Raw genomic sequence first — 14,690 nt, 5'->3', positions numbered from 1 at the left:
GCACAGTTCACTAAGCTAGACACGCGTCATTTAACTTCTTGAAGGAGACTCAGTCATGAGCACATCCGTCGTCCTCCCCCCTCTCGGCGAGAGCGTCACAGAGGGTACGGTCACCCGCTGGCTCAAGCAGGTGGGAGACACCGTTCAGGCGGATGAGGGCCTGCTCGAGATCTCGACCGACAAGGTCGACACCGAGATCCCGTCGCCCGTCACCGGAGTGATCGAGGAGATCCTCGTCTCCGAAGACGAGACCGTAGAGGTCGGCGCGCTGCTCGCGCGCATCGGCGACGGCAGCAACTCCGCTCCCGCCGAGGATGCTCCTGCCGCAGCCGCTCCGGTTGCCGAGCAGGCACCCGAGCCCGCCGCGCCGCAGGCCGAGGCGCCCGCCGCACCGGCAGAGCCCGCGCCTGCAGAGGCAGCACCGGCCGCCGCACCGGCAGGAGACGCCACCGACATCGTCCTCCCCGAGCTCGGCGAGAGCGTCACCGAGGGCACCGTCACCCGCTGGCTGAAGCAGATCGGCGACACCGTCGAGGTCGACGAGGCACTCCTCGAGATCTCCACCGACAAGGTCGACACCGAGATCCCCTCGCCCGTCGCCGGCGTGCTGCAGGAGATCGTGGCCGCCGAAGACGAGACCGTCGCCGTCGGCGCCGTACTCGCACGCGTCGGCTCCGGTGCTGCACCCGCGGCTCCGGCAGAGGCTCCTGCGCCGGCAGCCGAGGCTCCGGCACCCGCTGCTGCTCCGGCTCCCGCACCTGCCGCACCGGCGCCCGCCGCGGCTCCCGCACCTGCCGCACCGGCGCCCGCCGCGGCTCCCGCACCTGCCGCACCGGCGCCCGCCGCGGCTCCGGCACCGGCCGCTGCTCCGGCACCCGCTGCCGCACCGGCACCCGCCGAGTCGAAGCTGTCCCTCCCGACCGAGAGCGACAACCTGTACGTCACCCCGCTCGTGCGCCGTCTGGCCTCGCAGCAGGGCGTCGACCTGGCCGGCGTCACCGGCACCGGTGTCGGTGGACGCATCCGCAAGGAAGACGTCCTCAAGGCCGCCGAGAGCGCCGCATCCGCACCCGCTGCGGCCGCAGCGCCCGCCGCACCGGCCCCGCTCGAGGTCTCGCCGCTGCGCGGAACCACGCAGCCGATGTCGCGTCTGCGCAAGGTCCTCGCCAAGCGCGCCGTCGAGTCGATGCAGCAGACCGCTCAGCTGACGACGGTTGTCGAGGTCGATGTCACCGCGCTCGCGGAATACCGCGACAGCGTCAAGGGCTCGTTCCTCGAGAAGACCGGCGACAAGCTGTCGTTCCTGCCGTTCTTCGCACTCGCTGCCGCCGAGGCGCTGCGCGCCTTCCCGATCGTGAACGCCACGGTCGACGGTGAGAACATCGTCTACCCGGAGTCCGAGAACGTGTCGATCGCCGTCGACACCGAGCGCGGTCTGCTCACGCCCGTCCTGCGCGACGCCGCGTCGAAGAACATCGCCGAGATCGCTCACGAGATCGCCGATCTCGCTGCGCGCACCCGCGACAACAAGCTGAAGCCCGACGAGCTCGCCGGCGGCACGTTCACGCTGACCAACACCGGTTCGCGTGGCGCACTGTTCGACACCCCCGTCGTGTTCCTGCCGCAGTCCGCGATCCTCGGCACGGGCACCGTCGTCAAGCGCCCGGGCCTGGTGAAGGTCGGCGGTACCGATGCGATCGCCGTGCGCTCGTACGTGTACCTCGCGCTGTCGTACGACCACCGCATCATCGACGGTGCGGACGCTGCCCGCTTCCTGGGCGCCGTCAAGGCCCGCCTCGAGTCGGCGCAGTTCGCCGCTCAGCTCGGAGCCTGACCTCAGCATCACTCTGGCTGGTCCGCGACGTCGTAGGCGTCGCGGACCAGCCATTTCTCATTCACCCGCGCGAGCACCATCATCTGCTCCTCCCCGCGCGATGACTCCGTGTCTCCCTCCGCAGCGGTCCACGTGACCCGGACGACCGCGACATCGCCGTACTGATCGACCGGCGAGAGCGTCGGCTCGGCCTCCGCGTGCGTCATCAACGCCTCGACGACTCCCGTCGATCCCCCCGCGACGGCCTCAGCACAGATCATGTCGCCAGCCTCTGCGCAACGCAGCACCGACGACAGCGCACCACGAGCCGCCGCCAGCGGGTCGTCTGAACTCGCCCGCTCGTCCGGCGACTCGGACGACGGTTGCGGCGACGGGCCGGATGACACCTCGACCTCGCCGACGGCGACCGTGGGCTCTGCCGACGGTGCGGCGCCGACCGGGCCCGTCGTCGCGGACGGCCGATCGGTCGCCCCACCCGACTCCTCCCCTGCGCCGCCCGGCCAGCTGAGCCCCACTCCGAGCACGACGACGGCCACTCCGACCGCGACGACGACCATGCGTCCTCGGCGTCCGCGCTCACCGCTCTCGTGACGCGGCGGAGCCGACTCGGAGACGTGGCCCGGTGTCTTTCGCTGCTCGGCGCGTCCCGGTCGCCGGTTCGCCCAGCCGCGCGCTGTCGCGTCACGGAGTCGATCCTGCAGAGAGACCCTCACCTCGCTCAGCCGACGCCCCAGCACCCGCACAGCGCGCCCGACTCCCGAGGCAGCCCGTCGCCCGCCGAAGCCCTCGTCTCCCCCGCTTCGCGCCGCGCGCCTCGTCTCAGCCGACATCGTCACGCGTCGAGCCACGTCGACGTCCCGCGCACGCTCCGGCGCGTGTGCATCGCGACCGATCGGTCGCGGAGCAGCGATCGCGAACAGCTCGCTCTCCCAGCGATCGAGCAGACGCTGCGGCATCCCCGGGCGGTCTCCGTTCGTGCTCAACCCCTCTCTCACCTCGGTCAGCAGACGACTCAGCGACCGGTCCGCGCATTCCCGCTGCATCCGGCCGATGAGGCGAGCGGCTGCGGTGCGCGCGTCCTCACCCGCGCCGATGACGAACATCGGGCGCCCGTCATCGGTCAGCCACCATTCGCCGGAGACCGCGTGGTCGCCCGTGCGGGTGAGTTCGCCCAGTCCTCTCAGGATGCTGGCGACCATCGTGGTGGCCTCGCCCGGCGTCAGCGGCGTCGCGGCCGCCGCACGCCTCCCGAGGAAGGCCGCGACGCGCTCACTGCACCACGGAAGGAGGACGTCGTGGCCGTCCGCTCGCCGAGCGATGTCGAGCGGGCCCGCGACGTGCTCGGCCCCCGCGTGCTCCCATCCCGCCCAGCCGGCGATCTGGGCCGCATCGATCAGCACCCCGACCGATTCGCCGCGACTCACCAATGCACCGGCGTAGGGTCCTTCGCCGGCGTCGAGATGTCTGATCACCCGGTGGGCGCCCGGCACGAGCCCCGTCGTGCGCCCTCGCGCGTCTGCAACTGCCATTCGCCCATGTCACCGGATCGCCACACGCTGCAGCGGGCAGAGTGGCCCCTGTGGACGGATCTCGGCCATCTCAGTGATGGTGCAGGGCGGCTGCTCGGCGTGATGAATCCGCCTGACGCGAACGACGACATGAGCGCATCCGAGAGTCGGTATTCTTATGGACATGGCAAACCGTTCGTCCGCGCCCGAGAAGCGTCCGGGGTTCTTCTCCCAGATCAAGTCCCTCTTCAAGTTCACGAGGGAGATCTACCCCTGGCTGCCCTGGGCGCAGATCGCGCTGCTGGTCGTCGGCGTCCTGCTCGGACTCATCGTCGGCTACCTGATCCCTCCGTTCCAGGTGTGGACCCTCATCCTCTGGGGCATCTCCGGTCTGATGCTCGGCGTGCTGGGAGCGATGTTCCTGATGACGCGCCTGTCGACGTCGGCGATGTACCAGAAGATCGACGGGATGCCCGGCGCCACCGGCCACGTGATCAGCACGAGCCTCGGTCGAAACTGGCAGGGTTCTGAGACGCCGGTGGGCATCAACCCGAAGACGCAGGATGCCGTCTACCGCACCGTCGGCCGCGGCGGCGTCGTGGTCGTCGGAGAGGGCTCGCGCGGGCGCCTGACCCGTCTGGTCAACGACGAGCGCAGCAAGGCCGCCCGCGTCGCGCACGGCGTGCCCGTGACCGTGATCTACGTCGGGCACGGCGACGACGACGTGGCGATCGCCGACCTCGCCAAGACCATCAAGAAGCTTCCCAAGGTGATCGACAAGGCCACGATGGCTGCAGTCATCCGGCGCATCGAGTCGGTGTCGCAGTCGATCTCGTCGCTGCCGATCCCGAAGGGCATCGATCCGACCAAAGTCCGCGCGCAGCGTCCGCGCTGACCCGCACGCGCACCCGCAGACGTAAGAAGCGNAGCGGCCGCGCTTCTTCGTTCACTCCGAGAGCGGCTGGCGCGGAAGTCGGCGCACCTTGGCGCGGCGACGGCGACGCTCGGGAACCATGGAGCGCATCTCGTCGAGCTTGCCGAAGCAGAACAGGCGGTCATCCGCCTCGAGCACGACATGCTTGCGGGGGTTCGGGATGACCGAGACGCCGCGGTGCAGTGTCAGCACCGTGATGTCACGCTCCCACAGCCCCGCCTCGCCGAGAGTCTTGCCGACGAGGTCGACGGCCCCGTGCACCATCAGCTCCGCGACGCCGTAGCCCGTCGAGACGGTGAGGCGCTGGCGCACGTCGATCTCGGGGAAGGCGACCTGACCGGCGATGTAGTCGATGATGGCTCCTGCCACATCGAGCTTCGTCGCGGTCTCGATCCCCTGCAGACCGGGTGAGGAGTTGACCTCCATGACGAGCGGCCCGTCGTCTCCCTCGAGCATGTCGACACCCGCGACGCGGAGTCCCATGATCTGGGCGGAGCGCACCGCTGCCCGCTCGTAGATCGGATCCAGCTCGACGGCCTCGACGGATCCACCGCGGTGCACGTTCGAGCGGAACTCGTCTCCCGCGGCCGACCGGCGCATCGCCGCGACCACTCGGTCCCCCACGACGAGCGCGCGGATGTCGCGGCCGCGGCTCTCCGAGATGAACTTCTGGATCAGCACGTTCTGCTTGGTCGAGTGGAGGGTCTCGATGATCGCCTCGGCCACCTTGACCTGCGGCGCGAGGATCACTCCGATGCCCTGGGTGCCCTCGAGCAGTTTGATCACCACGGGAGCACCGCCGACGCGCTCGATCGCCGGCCGGACGTCGGCACGGTTTCGCACGAAGGCCGTGGGAGGCATCGCGATGTTGTGCCTGGACAGGATCTGGTTCGCGCGGAGCTTGTCACGCGCGCTCGAGATGCCGTTGGCGGTGTTCGGCGTGTAGACGTCCATCTGCTCGAACTGCCGCACCACCGCTGTGCCGAAATACGTGATCGAGTTGCCGATGCGCGGCAGGATCGCGTCGTAGTCGCTCAGCTGCCGGCCCCGATAGTGCAGGTCGGGTTCATCCGCGGTGAGATCGATCGCGAAGCGCAGCGTGTTCAGCACCTTGACGGTGTGACCACGCTGGAGCGCGGCCGCACGCAGTCGTTGGGTGGAGTACGCCTGCGGCGCGCGGGAGAGCACTGCGATCTTCACGGGGGGATTTCCTGCCAGGATGGTCGGGTGAGTAAGTCATCCCATTCAAACACTCTTATCGGGTGGCGAGAATGGGTGAGCCTGCCCGATCTCGGCGTCGATTGGCTCAAGGCCAAGATCGACACCGGCGCACGTACCTCCTCGCTCCACGCATTCGAGATCCAGGAGTTCGAGCGAGACGGCGTGTCGTGGGTGCGCTTCCGGGTGAAGCCCTGGCAGGACAGCCAGGAGGACGCCGTGGTCGTCGAATCTCCCGTGCACGATCGCCGTGCGATCCGCAGCTCGTCCGGACACGCGCAGGAAAGACTCGTGGTCGAGATGCTCATCCGACTGCACGACCGCGAGGTGCTCGCGGAGGTGACCTTGAGCAATCGGGACGAGATGGGTTTCCGGATGCTCATCGGCCGCGAAGCCCTGCGCCAGGGCTACATGGTGGATCCGGCACGATCGTTCCTCGGCGGACGCGCGCCACGAGAGGCCAGACGCCGCAACCGCGGCAAGGAGTGAGTCCGCTCAGGCGCGGATGAGCACGAGGTCGGTCGCCTTGTCGTGCAGACCCCGCTGGTCGGCGTCCCAGATCACGGCGGGGATCACCACCACCAGAAGAAGTGTGCGCACGATCGGACGCCACAGCCCGACCCAGCCGCCGCCGAGACGGACGATCCGCATGCCGAGGATGCGATGCCCCGGGCTTCCCCCGGCAGTCGGGATGAACAGGATCTGCAGGACGGCGAACACCGCCATGGGGGCGAACTGCGTGAGTCCCGCCTCGCTGGGGAGCGCGAACTGGTCGTAACCGAGGAAGCCGGTCGCGATGATCGTCGCCGCGAGGTAGTCGATCAGGAGAGCACCGATCCGCCGGCCGGGGCGGGCGATGCTGCCGGTTCCTGTCTGCGGCATTCCGAGTCGCTCACCCGGGTACGTGTTCACTGCGTCCGTCACGTCTCAAGCCTACCGGCGCGTAACATGCCGGAAACAAAGTCGATACCGTGGGGTAACGCCCCGCACGTACTGTGCACAATGGCCGTGAAGCCATCGATCCGCAATCCAGGAGTCGTACATGTTCAAAGATTCGTCCGAGGTGCTCACCTACATCAAGGAGAACGACGTCAAGTTCCTTGACATCCGATTCACTGATCTCCCTGGTGTCCAGCAGCACTTCAACATTCCTGCGTCCACCGTCGATGAGGACTTCTTCGTCAACGGCCAGCTGTTCGACGGCTCCTCGATCCGCGGATTCGCCAGCATCCACGAGTCCGACATGCAGCTCATCCCGGACGTGACCACGGCCTACGTCGACCCCTTCCGCGAGGCGAGCACTCTCGTCATGGTGTTCGACATCTACAACCCGCGCACGGGTGAGATCTACTCGAAGGACCCGCGTCAGGTCGCCAAGAAGGCCGAGAAGTACCTCGCCTCCACCGGCATCGCCGACACCGCGGTCTTCGCCCCCGAGGCCGAGTTCTACATCTTCGACGACGTGCGCTACTCGGTGACCGCCGGCGAGAGCTTCTACAAGGTCGACTCCGAAGAGGCCGCGTGGAACACCGGTCGTGAGGAAGAGGGCGGAAACCTCGCCAACAAGACCCCGTACAAGGGCGGCTACTTCCCCGTCAGCCCGGTCGACAAGACCGCTGATCTGCGCGACGACATCACCCTGAAGCTGATCGACGCCGGGTTCATCCTCGAGCGCTCGCACCACGAGGTCGGCACCGCCGGCCAGCAGGAGATCAACTACCGCTTCGACACCATGGTGCACTCGGCGGACGACATCCTGAAGTTCAAGTACATCGTCAAGAACACCGCCGAAGAGTGGGGCAAGGTCGCCACCTTCATGCCGAAGCCGCTCTACGGCGACAACGGCTCGGGCATGCACACGCACCAGTCGCTGTGGAACGACGGAAAGCCGCTGTTCTACGACGAGGCCGGCTACGGCCAGCTCAGCGACATCGCTCGCTGGTACATCGGCGGCCTGCTCGCGCACGCTCCCGCGGTGCTCGCGTTCACGAACCCGACCCTGAACAGCTACCACCGTCTGGTCAAGGGCTTCGAGGCCCCCGTCAACCTGGTCTACTCGGCCGGTAACCGCTCGGCTGCGATCCGCATCCCGATCACGGGCTCCAACCCGAAGGCCAAGCGCATCGAGTTCCGCGCACCGGATGCTTCGGGCAACCCGTACCTCGCGTTCGCCGCGCAGCTCATGGCCGGCCTCGACGGCATCAAGAACCGCATCGAGCCGCACGAGCCCGTCGACAAGGACCTCTACGAGCTTCCCCCCGAGGAGGCGAAGAACATCCCGCAGGTTCCGAACTCCCTGCTGGACTCGCTCGAGGCGCTGAAGGCCGACCACCAGTTCCTCCTCGAGGGCGGCGTGTTCACCGAGGAGCTCATCGAGACCTGGATCTCGTACAAGTACGAGAACGAGATCCTGCCGATGGCTCAGCGCCCGCACCCGTTCGAGTACGAGCTGTACTTCGGCGTCTAAGCACACCGACCAGGCTTCGGCCCCTCCGCGCTTCGATCATCGAGCGCGCGGAGGGGCCTTCGTCTTTTTGGAATCGCGAACGCGGATCTCCAGGCCTTGACATCCATGGACTCGCGGGTCGACCATTGCTCATCACACTGGGGGTGATCTCGATGGACGACGCCGCCGCCCTGGCGCAGAGCAGACAGGGCCATGTGCTGGCGCTCGTCGCGGTGGGCGCCGGCATCGCCGCCACGCTCCTGTGCTCGGTCCTCGGAATCGGCAGTGACATCACCGGGGTGATAGTCAGCGCAACCGCAGGGATCCCCGCGGTCATCGGCTTGGTCGGCACTCGTGCACGTCGGGACAAGAGCGCTGATCTTCGGCGGTTGCAGCACGGCGAACTTCGTCGTCCCGTTTCCTCGGTGGTGTTGCTCCTCGCCGTCTCGATACTCGCCGTGGACTCGGCCCTCGGCGTGCTCCTCGTCGCGATCGTTCCGCCGGATGCACCTGCGGGGGTGGGGTGGCTCGTCGTCCTGGCCATCTTCGTCGCATCGTTCCTGATGGCGACCTACGCGAGCCACTATCTCGACCCGCGGCCCTATGCGATGGCCAGCGTCGCGGTTCTCGGCATGGTCGCCGCGAGAGTCGTCATCCTGGTCGTGACCCTGAGCTCGATCGGCGCGCCGGAGGCGATCCCCCTGTACCTCGGGACGCTGGTGCTGCACGTGTTCACCCTCGGCGCCGTGCTGCTGGGCGTCTTCGTCGGACGCCGGCGCCACACCCGTTTCGTCGCAGAGAAAGCAGCACGGCTCGAGTCCGAACTCCGCCTCGACGCACCATCGGATGCCCGCACGCAGGAGCCGTCGCGAGCTCGTACACGGATTCCTCCGAGAAGCCGTCTGCGTTCCGCCTCTCTCGGTGCACCGCTCAGGCGTCGGCGTCGTGGTCGAAATGAGAGCGGCTGACGGTGTTCCGGCCGAGGGCGATCTGACGGTGCCCTCGTCCGCCGCCTTCACCGAGTCAGATCCAACACCCACTCGTTCATCGTCAGATCGGCGCCGCGGAACTCCTCGGTGAAAGTGCCTGCCAGCTCGAAACCGCTTCGTCTGCAGGCGCCGTTGGACCCCGGGTTCGTGATCGAGGGAAACGCGACGAGGAATCGCCGATTGCTGCGGTGCTCTCGAGCGTCGTCGATCAGGAGCCCGAGGGCGCGTGAGGCGACGCCCCTCCCCTGGGCCTCCGGCACCACGAACCAACCGGTCTCGAAAGCGGGCTCGCCACGCCAGTCCGCACGCCAGTAGCCGATCGACCCCAGCGCTCGCTGCGCGGAGTCCTGGATGACGAACATCCTGGCTTCACCCGAGCGCCACAGGCGGAGGTAGCGCTCGCTCCGCTCGATGAGCTGCTGCTCGGTCTCGACCCCGTTCAGGTGCTCTGTCATCTCCGGGGTGTTCGCGATCCGGAGCAGATCGCGGTCGCCGTCGGACCACGGTCTGAGCGTGAGAGTCTCCATCTCCGCACGATCTCACAGACCTCGGACATCACGCACCCGCCTCTCGCGCCCGACCGTGCCCGTGTCGCGCTTGCTTCGAAAGGCTCCGGGTGGTGCACTGAGAGGTCGGGATCAACAGAGGGGACGACGCCATGCGCCGGAAGACCGAGAAGCAGCAGCTGAGGCATACGAGCGAGACTCCCCCGGCGCAGCCCAAGACCGCTGCCGCAGCCATCGCCCGCATCAACCCGTTCATGTACGGTCTGCTGGGCGCGCTCGGCGTGCTCGTCGCCCTGATGCTCGGCGGCATCGTCAATCAGCTCGCGACCGTGCTGGTCTACATCGGGGTGGCGATCTTCCTCGCCCTGGGCCTGGATCCGATCGTCTCGTTCCTCGAGCGCAGGCTCCCCCGCCCTGCGGCCGTCGCCATCGTCGTGGCCGGGGTCGTGCTCGCGTTCGCGGGCATCATCCTCGCGATCGTCCCGATCCTCGTGGAGCAGGTCGCGAACCTGATCGAGAACGGACCGCAGATGGTCAAGGACATCATGGCGTCCGGGTGGTTCAAAGACCTCAACGCGCAGTTCGGCTCGACGTTCGAGGATGCCGCGAACGGCGTCCTGTCGTTCCTCCAGGACCCCGGCAACCTCGCCGACATCGGCGGCGGAGTCTTCGCCGTCGGCGCCGGGATCGCCGGAGGATTCACCGGCGTCACGATCGTGCTGATCCTCACCCTGTACTTCATGGCATCCCTGCGGAGCATGAAGGGCGTGGCCGCACGCTTCGTCCCCGCGTACCAGCGCGACACGTTCAGCGGTCTGCTCGACGACGTCTCGGGTGCCGTCGGACGCTACGTGATCGGTCAGGCCAGCCTCGCGCTGGTCAACGGCATCCTCAGCCTCATCGTGCTGAGCATCATCGGCGCACCTGTTCCGGCGCTGCTCGCCCTCATCGCCTTCATCGGATCGATGATCCCGCTCGTCGGCACCCTGAGCGCCTCGATCATCAACTCGCTGATCTGCCTGATCGTCAGCCCCGTCACCGCGCTGATCGCGTTCATCTACTACCTCGTGTACATGCAGATCGAGGCATACATCCTGTCGCCGCGGATCATGAACAAGGCGGTCGCTGTACCGGGCGCCCTCGTGGTGATCGCAGCGGTCGCCGGCGGCGCGCTCGGCGGAATCCTCGGCGCGCTGGTCGCGATCCCCGTCGCCGCCAGCATCATCATCATCGTGCAGAAGGTCGTCTTCCCCACTCAGGACAGCAAGGTCGTGCCGCCGGGGACCCTCAGCGAACGGTGAGGGCCGCGGGCTGGACCCGTACGGAGAACGTCGAGACCTCGCCGACCTCTTCGCCGTCGATCTCGAACGCCAGCGGCGACGAGAGTTCGATCGTCGCCTTCTCGGCCGAGATGTGACGCGTGGAGTCGGTGCTGACCGCCTCGTCGACACCACCGAGGATGCGCCGGATGCCGTTCTCCCACACGAACGAGCGCACGGTGTCGAGCCACTGGAGCGGCCCGTCGGCACTCACCAGCAGGATGTCGAGGAGGCCGTCGTCGAGGACGGCGTCGGGAAGCAGGCGGATGCCGCCCTGCACCATGCCGCAGTTGCCGATCAGCATGGTGTGCCCGCGCAGCTCCTGCGCGTCGCCATCGTCGAGGGTCACCGTGATGTCGGTCATCTCCGTGCCGGCGAGTGCGCGGCCCATGGCCTCGACGTACGCGAGCCAGCCCGCCTTGTCCTTGAGGTCGTCGTCAGTCTCGACGAGCATCTGCGCGTCGATGCCGAAGCCCACCATCACGACGAACCCGTGCTCGGTGCCGTCGAGCTCGACCCAACCGATGTCGATCTTCTTCGGCTCGCCGTCGCGGACGCGCTTCAGCGCCGCAGGGATGCTGTTGAGCGGGATCTCGAGATTGCGAGCCAGGAGGTTGCCCGTTCCCTGCGGCACGATGCCCAGCGCAGTCTCGGTGCCCGCGAGCGCCTCTGCGACCGCTCGCACGGTGCCGTCGCCGCCGACCGCGACCACGACGTCGCAACCCGCCTCGACCGCGAGCGTCGCCATTCCCCGACCAGGATCGTCGACGCTGGTCTCCCACCACTCCACCTCGGAATCGGCGAAGGTGTCGGACACGGCGGCGCGCAGCTTGTCCTCATCGATTTTCGAGGGGTTCCAGATCACACCGAGCTTCGAGATCGTCATGGGCTCAGCCTGTGGGAACCGCCCCCAAAAGGCAAACGACGCGCCATCCCTTGACGGGAGACGAAACCGCTACCCGTAGAAGAGATGCTCGAAGGCCCGGCGGGCACGTCGGGTGACGCCGAGGTAGTCGTCGTCGAGCACGCTCGCCGAGCGGTCGGGGTAGCCGAGCAGCCGGCCGATCGCGTCGAGCTCGCGCGGGTCGGTGGGCAGCACGTCGCTCGTCTTGCCGGTGAACAGCGTGATGGCAGAACGCAGGCGGCTGGAAAGGAGCCATGCTTCGCGAAGTAGATCGGCGGATTCCGCCGGAACGAACCCGGCGTCGACGGTGGCATCGAGGGCCGCGAGCGTCGAGGTCGTCCGCAACTCGGGCACCTCATGCGCGTGCTGCAGCTGGAGCAGCTGCACCAGCCATTCGACGTCGCTGAGGGTGCCGGGGCCGAGTTTCAGATGGCGTCTCGGATCCACGCCCTGGGGAAGCCGCTCCCCCTCGACGCGCGCCTTGATGCGCTTGATCTCCCGGGTGCCCTGCAGATCGATCTCAGCCGGATAGCGGATGCTGTCGGCGAGCGCCGTGAACTTCTCGATGAGTGTGGTGCTGCCGGCCACGCCGCGCGCGCGGAGAAGCGCCTGCGCCTCCCACGACAGCGACCAGCGCCGGTAATACTCCGCGTATGCCTCGATCGAGCGCACGACCGGGCCGTTCCGCCCCTCCGGTCGCAGGTCGGCATCGAGATCGAGCGGCACCCGGTGGTCGGTGAGGTGCTCACGCAGCCCGGAGACGATGCGCGTCGCGAGGGTCTGCGCCCGCTGCGGATCCACGCCGTTCGCGTCGTATACGTACAGGATGTCGGCATCCGATCCGAATCCGAGCTCCGCTCCGCCGAAACGGCCCATGCCGATCACAGCGAAGTCGAGCGCCTCGTCTTCGGAGGGGACCAGCTCTCGGCGGACGGCTCGCAGCGCGGCCTGGATCGTCGCGTCAGTGATCTCGGTGAGGGACGTGGCGACCTGCTCGATCGTCAGCACATCGAGTACCCCGCCCATCGCGGTGCGCAGCAGCTCGCGGCGCCGCAGCGCGCGGACGGCCTGCAGCGCATCACCGACACTCGCGTGACGGGTCTGGATCGCTCGCGCCTCCTCGTCGATGGCGGCGCCGCTGCGCGGGCGGAGCAGCTCGCTGCTGTCGAGCCAGGCGACGGATTCGGGGATCCACTCCATCAGCTCGCCGACGTACCGCGATGACGACAGGAGTCGGGTGAGGCTCTCGGCCGCCCCCGACGAGTCTCGCAGCATCCGAAGGAACCACGGGGTGTCGCCGAGTCGCTCACTGATCCTGCGGAATGCGACGAGGGCATAGTCGGGGTCGCTGCCGTCGGCGAACCATCGCACCATCACCGGCATGAGGTGCCGCTGGATCGTCGCCTTGCGACTGAGGCCCGTGGTCAGCGCGCCGATGTGCCGCAGCGCGCCGGCGGGGTCGCGGAACCCGATCGCCATGAGGCGGTCGTGCGCCTGAGCGGTCGACAGCGTGCGCTCCTCTTCGGGAAGCGAAGCCACAGCGCTGAGCAGCGGGCGATAGAACAGCCGCGTGTGGATGTCGCGGACCTCTCGCCGCACGCTCTCCCACCGGGCCCAGATCGCCTCGCCGGACTCTCCGAGACCGGTGCTGCGGGCGAGCACGCGCAGCCCTGCGGGAGTGCGCGGCATCAGGTGGGTGCGGCTGAGCTCGGTGAGCTGCAGTCGGTGCTCCATCAGTCGCAGGACGCAGTAGTCGTCAGCGAACGACGCCGCCTCGGCTCGACCGATGTATCCGCCCTCGACGAGGGCATCGAGGCTCTCGAGGGTCCCGCGTGTGCGCAGACGCGGGTCTGTGAGGCCGTGCACGAGCTGCAGGAGCTGCACGGTGAACTCGATGTCCCGAAGCCCGCCGGAGCCGAGCTTGAGCTGGTACGGAGCATCCTCCGGGTCGATGTGCTCCATGACCCGCTCGCGCATGCGCTGCACGCTGTCGACGAAGTTCTCCCGTGCTGCGCTGGAGAAGACCTTGGGCTGCACTGCGGCGATGTACTCCGCCCCGAGGTCGGGGTCGCCCGCGAGGGGTCGTGCTTTCAGCAGCGCCTGGAACTCCCAGCTCTTGGCCCACCGGTCGTAATACGCCAGATGGGACGTGAGGGACCGCACCAGAGCACCCTGCTTGCCCTCAGGGCGCAGGGCCGCATCGACCTCCCACAGGGGCGGCTCGACCTCGATCCCGCTGAGTGCCCGCATCGTCTCCCGTGCGAGACGCGTGGCGATGTCGATCGCCCGCGCCTCCGACACGGTCTCCTCGTCCTTCGTGCCGCCGACGAAGATCACGTCGACGTCGCTGACGTAGTTCAGCTCGCGCGCACCGGCCTTGCCCATGCCGATGATCGCGAGCTGCGTCGCCGCGACGTGCTCACGACTCAGGGTGTCGGCGAGACGACGGCGTGCGACAGCGAGCGCGGCCTCGAGCGCAGCACCGGCGATGTCGGCGAGAGCCGCCGCCACGTCGCCCACGATGCGCACCGGGCTGTGCGCGGTGAGATCGAAGGCGGCGATCACCGCGAGATTGCGCCGATAGGCGACCCGCAGCGTCACGATCGCCGCATCGTCTCCGGAGTCGGCGAAGCCGTCGTGCGCCCCCACCGCATCCAGCATCCGCTCGCGAAGAGTCTCTGCCGACGGTAGGGCGACCGTCGATTCGCCGAGCACCGAGATCTCGTCGGGGTGTCGCAGGAAGAAGTCCGCGAATCCCTGTGACGCCCCGAACACCCGCCAGACACGCTGACGCGAACCCGGGTCGGCGAACAGGGCGGCGATCGGCGCCGCGTCGCGACGCGCGACACGGAGCATGCCCTCGACCGCGGCATCGGGGTCGGCTCCGTCGGCCTCACCCAGCAGGACCGACCGATCGATGCCGAGAAGGGTCGCCAGCTCAGCGAGGTTGGCCGCAGCCTCGCTGAGCTCGGCGAAACCGAGCCTGGCCAGCGCGGAAAGAGAGACGGAGTCGTCCGAACGGGCCATGCGCG

General features: G+C 68.1%; 12 protein-coding genes. 6 read left to right on the top strand and 6 right to left on the bottom strand.

Translation table 11 applies throughout. The features are described from left to right. Positions 1-55 precede the first annotated feature (55 nt). Positions 56-1,834: a 2-oxoglutarate dehydrogenase, E2 component, dihydrolipoamide succinyltransferase gene (gene sucB, locus ACTJKH_RS14600; RefSeq protein ID WP_440737509.1), complete on the top strand. Its 1,779-nt coding sequence runs from the start codon at positions 56-58 to the stop codon at positions 1,832-1,834. Positions 1,835-1,842: 8 nt separating this feature from the next. Here sucB and ACTJKH_RS14595 read toward each other — a convergent pair whose 3' ends face one another. Further along, the gene (locus ACTJKH_RS14595; protein WP_440737508.1) at positions 1,843-3,363 is read right to left on the bottom strand and encodes a hypothetical protein; all 1,521 of its coding nucleotides are present in this window, start codon (positions 3,361-3,363) and stop codon (positions 1,843-1,845) included. A gap of 163 nt (positions 3,364-3,526) precedes the next feature. On the opposite strand from ACTJKH_RS14595, the gene ACTJKH_RS14590 reads away from it, so the two are divergent. After that, positions 3,527-4,237, top strand: a complete 711-nt coding sequence (locus tag ACTJKH_RS14590) for a DUF4191 domain-containing protein (protein ID WP_259162624.1) — start codon at positions 3,527-3,529, stop codon at positions 4,235-4,237. Between the two features lie 51 nt (positions 4,238-4,288). Here the strand turns inward: ACTJKH_RS14590 and ACTJKH_RS14585 are convergent, their stop codons facing one another. Next, on the bottom strand, positions 4,289-5,476 hold the full coding sequence (locus ACTJKH_RS14585) for a RimK family alpha-L-glutamate ligase (protein WP_056307480.1): 1,188 nt from the start codon (positions 5,474-5,476) through the stop codon (positions 4,289-4,291). Positions 5,477-5,503: 27 nt separating this feature from the next. Here ACTJKH_RS14585 and ACTJKH_RS14580 point away from each other — a divergent pair, with 27 nt between their 5' ends. Beyond that, on the top strand, positions 5,504-5,983 hold the full coding sequence (locus tag ACTJKH_RS14580; RefSeq protein WP_259162628.1) for an ATP-dependent zinc protease family protein: 480 nt from the start codon (positions 5,504-5,506) through the stop codon (positions 5,981-5,983). Positions 5,984-5,989: 6 nt separating this feature from the next. On the opposite strand, the gene ACTJKH_RS14575 is transcribed toward ACTJKH_RS14580, so the two are convergent. Then, complete coding sequence (locus tag ACTJKH_RS14575) at positions 5,990-6,376, bottom strand: RDD family protein (protein WP_210099192.1); 387 nt, start codon at positions 6,374-6,376, stop codon at positions 5,990-5,992. A 160-nt stretch (positions 6,377-6,536) separates the two neighbouring features. On the opposite strand from ACTJKH_RS14575, the gene glnA reads away from it, so the two are divergent. Together glnA and ACTJKH_RS14565 are read left to right on the top strand one after the other, a co-directional pair. Beyond that, positions 6,537-7,961, top strand: coding sequence for a type I glutamate--ammonia ligase (gene glnA, locus ACTJKH_RS14570; RefSeq protein WP_140037208.1), 1,425 nt, complete (start codon positions 6,537-6,539; stop codon positions 7,959-7,961). A 125-nt stretch (positions 7,962-8,086) separates the two neighbouring features. After that, entirely contained in the window at positions 8,087-8,908 is an 822-nt protein-coding gene (locus ACTJKH_RS14565) for a hypothetical protein (RefSeq protein WP_440737507.1), read from the top strand. A 47-nt stretch (positions 8,909-8,955) separates the two neighbouring features. Here the strand turns inward: ACTJKH_RS14565 and ACTJKH_RS14560 are convergent, their stop codons facing one another. Continuing rightward, complete coding sequence (locus ACTJKH_RS14560; RefSeq protein ID WP_440737506.1) at positions 8,956-9,456, bottom strand: GNAT family N-acetyltransferase; 501 nt, start codon at positions 9,454-9,456, stop codon at positions 8,956-8,958. A gap of 131 nt (positions 9,457-9,587) precedes the next feature. Here ACTJKH_RS14560 and ACTJKH_RS14555 point away from each other — a divergent pair, with 131 nt between their 5' ends. Then, entirely contained in the window at positions 9,588-10,736 is a 1,149-nt protein-coding gene (locus ACTJKH_RS14555) for an AI-2E family transporter (RefSeq protein WP_440737505.1), read from the top strand. On the opposite strand, the gene ACTJKH_RS14550 is transcribed toward ACTJKH_RS14555, so the two are convergent. Both ACTJKH_RS14550 and ACTJKH_RS14545 read right to left on the bottom strand, forming a co-directional pair. Next, positions 10,723-11,640: a diacylglycerol/lipid kinase family protein gene (locus ACTJKH_RS14550; protein WP_440737504.1), complete on the bottom strand. Its 918-nt coding sequence runs from the start codon at positions 11,638-11,640 to the stop codon at positions 10,723-10,725. The genes ACTJKH_RS14555 and ACTJKH_RS14550 overlap by 14 nt on opposite strands. Positions 11,641-11,709: 69 nt before the next feature. Next, entirely contained in the window at positions 11,710-14,685 is a 2,976-nt protein-coding gene (locus ACTJKH_RS14545; protein ID WP_440737503.1) for a bifunctional [glutamine synthetase] adenylyltransferase/[glutamine synthetase]-adenylyl-L-tyrosine phosphorylase, read from the bottom strand. Positions 14,686-14,690: the final 5 nt, after the last annotated feature.

The sequence above is a fragment of the Microbacterium sp. 22215 genome, assembly GCF_052045655.1.
Taxonomy (GTDB): domain Bacteria; phylum Actinomycetota; class Actinomycetes; order Actinomycetales; family Microbacteriaceae; genus Microbacterium; species Microbacterium phyllosphaerae.
The sequence above is the reverse complement of the archived record's forward strand: the minus strand, read 5'-3'. Positions and strand labels throughout refer to the sequence as shown.

What these genes read in the sequence shown, in the direction of transcription:
- sucB (WP_440737509.1), top strand. Translation starts at nt 56, where the DNA reads ATGAGCACATCCGTCGTCCTCCCCCCTCTCGGCGAGAGCGTCACAGAG.
- ACTJKH_RS14595 (WP_440737508.1), bottom strand. Translation starts at nt 3,363, where the DNA reads ATGGCAGTTGCAGACGCGCGAGGGCGCACGACGGGGCTCGTGCCGGGC.
- ACTJKH_RS14590 (WP_259162624.1), top strand. Translation starts at nt 3,527, where the DNA reads ATGGCAAACCGTTCGTCCGCGCCCGAGAAGCGTCCGGGGTTCTTCTCC.
- ACTJKH_RS14575 (WP_210099192.1), bottom strand. Translation starts at nt 6,376, where the DNA reads ATGCCGCAGACAGGAACCGGCAGCATCGCCCGCCCCGGCCGGCGGATC.
- glnA (WP_140037208.1), top strand. Translation starts at nt 6,537, where the DNA reads ATGTTCAAAGATTCGTCCGAGGTGCTCACCTACATCAAGGAGAACGAC.
- ACTJKH_RS14560 (WP_440737506.1), bottom strand. Translation starts at nt 9,456, where the DNA reads ATGGAGACTCTCACGCTCAGACCGTGGTCCGACGGCGACCGCGATCTG.
- ACTJKH_RS14555 (WP_440737505.1), top strand. Translation starts at nt 9,588, where the DNA reads ATGCGCCGGAAGACCGAGAAGCAGCAGCTGAGGCATACGAGCGAGACT.
- ACTJKH_RS14550 (WP_440737504.1), bottom strand. Translation starts at nt 11,640, where the DNA reads ATGACGATCTCGAAGCTCGGTGTGATCTGGAACCCCTCGAAAATCGAT.
- ACTJKH_RS14545 (WP_440737503.1), bottom strand. Translation starts at nt 14,685, where the DNA reads ATGGCCCGTTCGGACGACTCCGTCTCTCTTTCCGCGCTGGCCAGGCTC.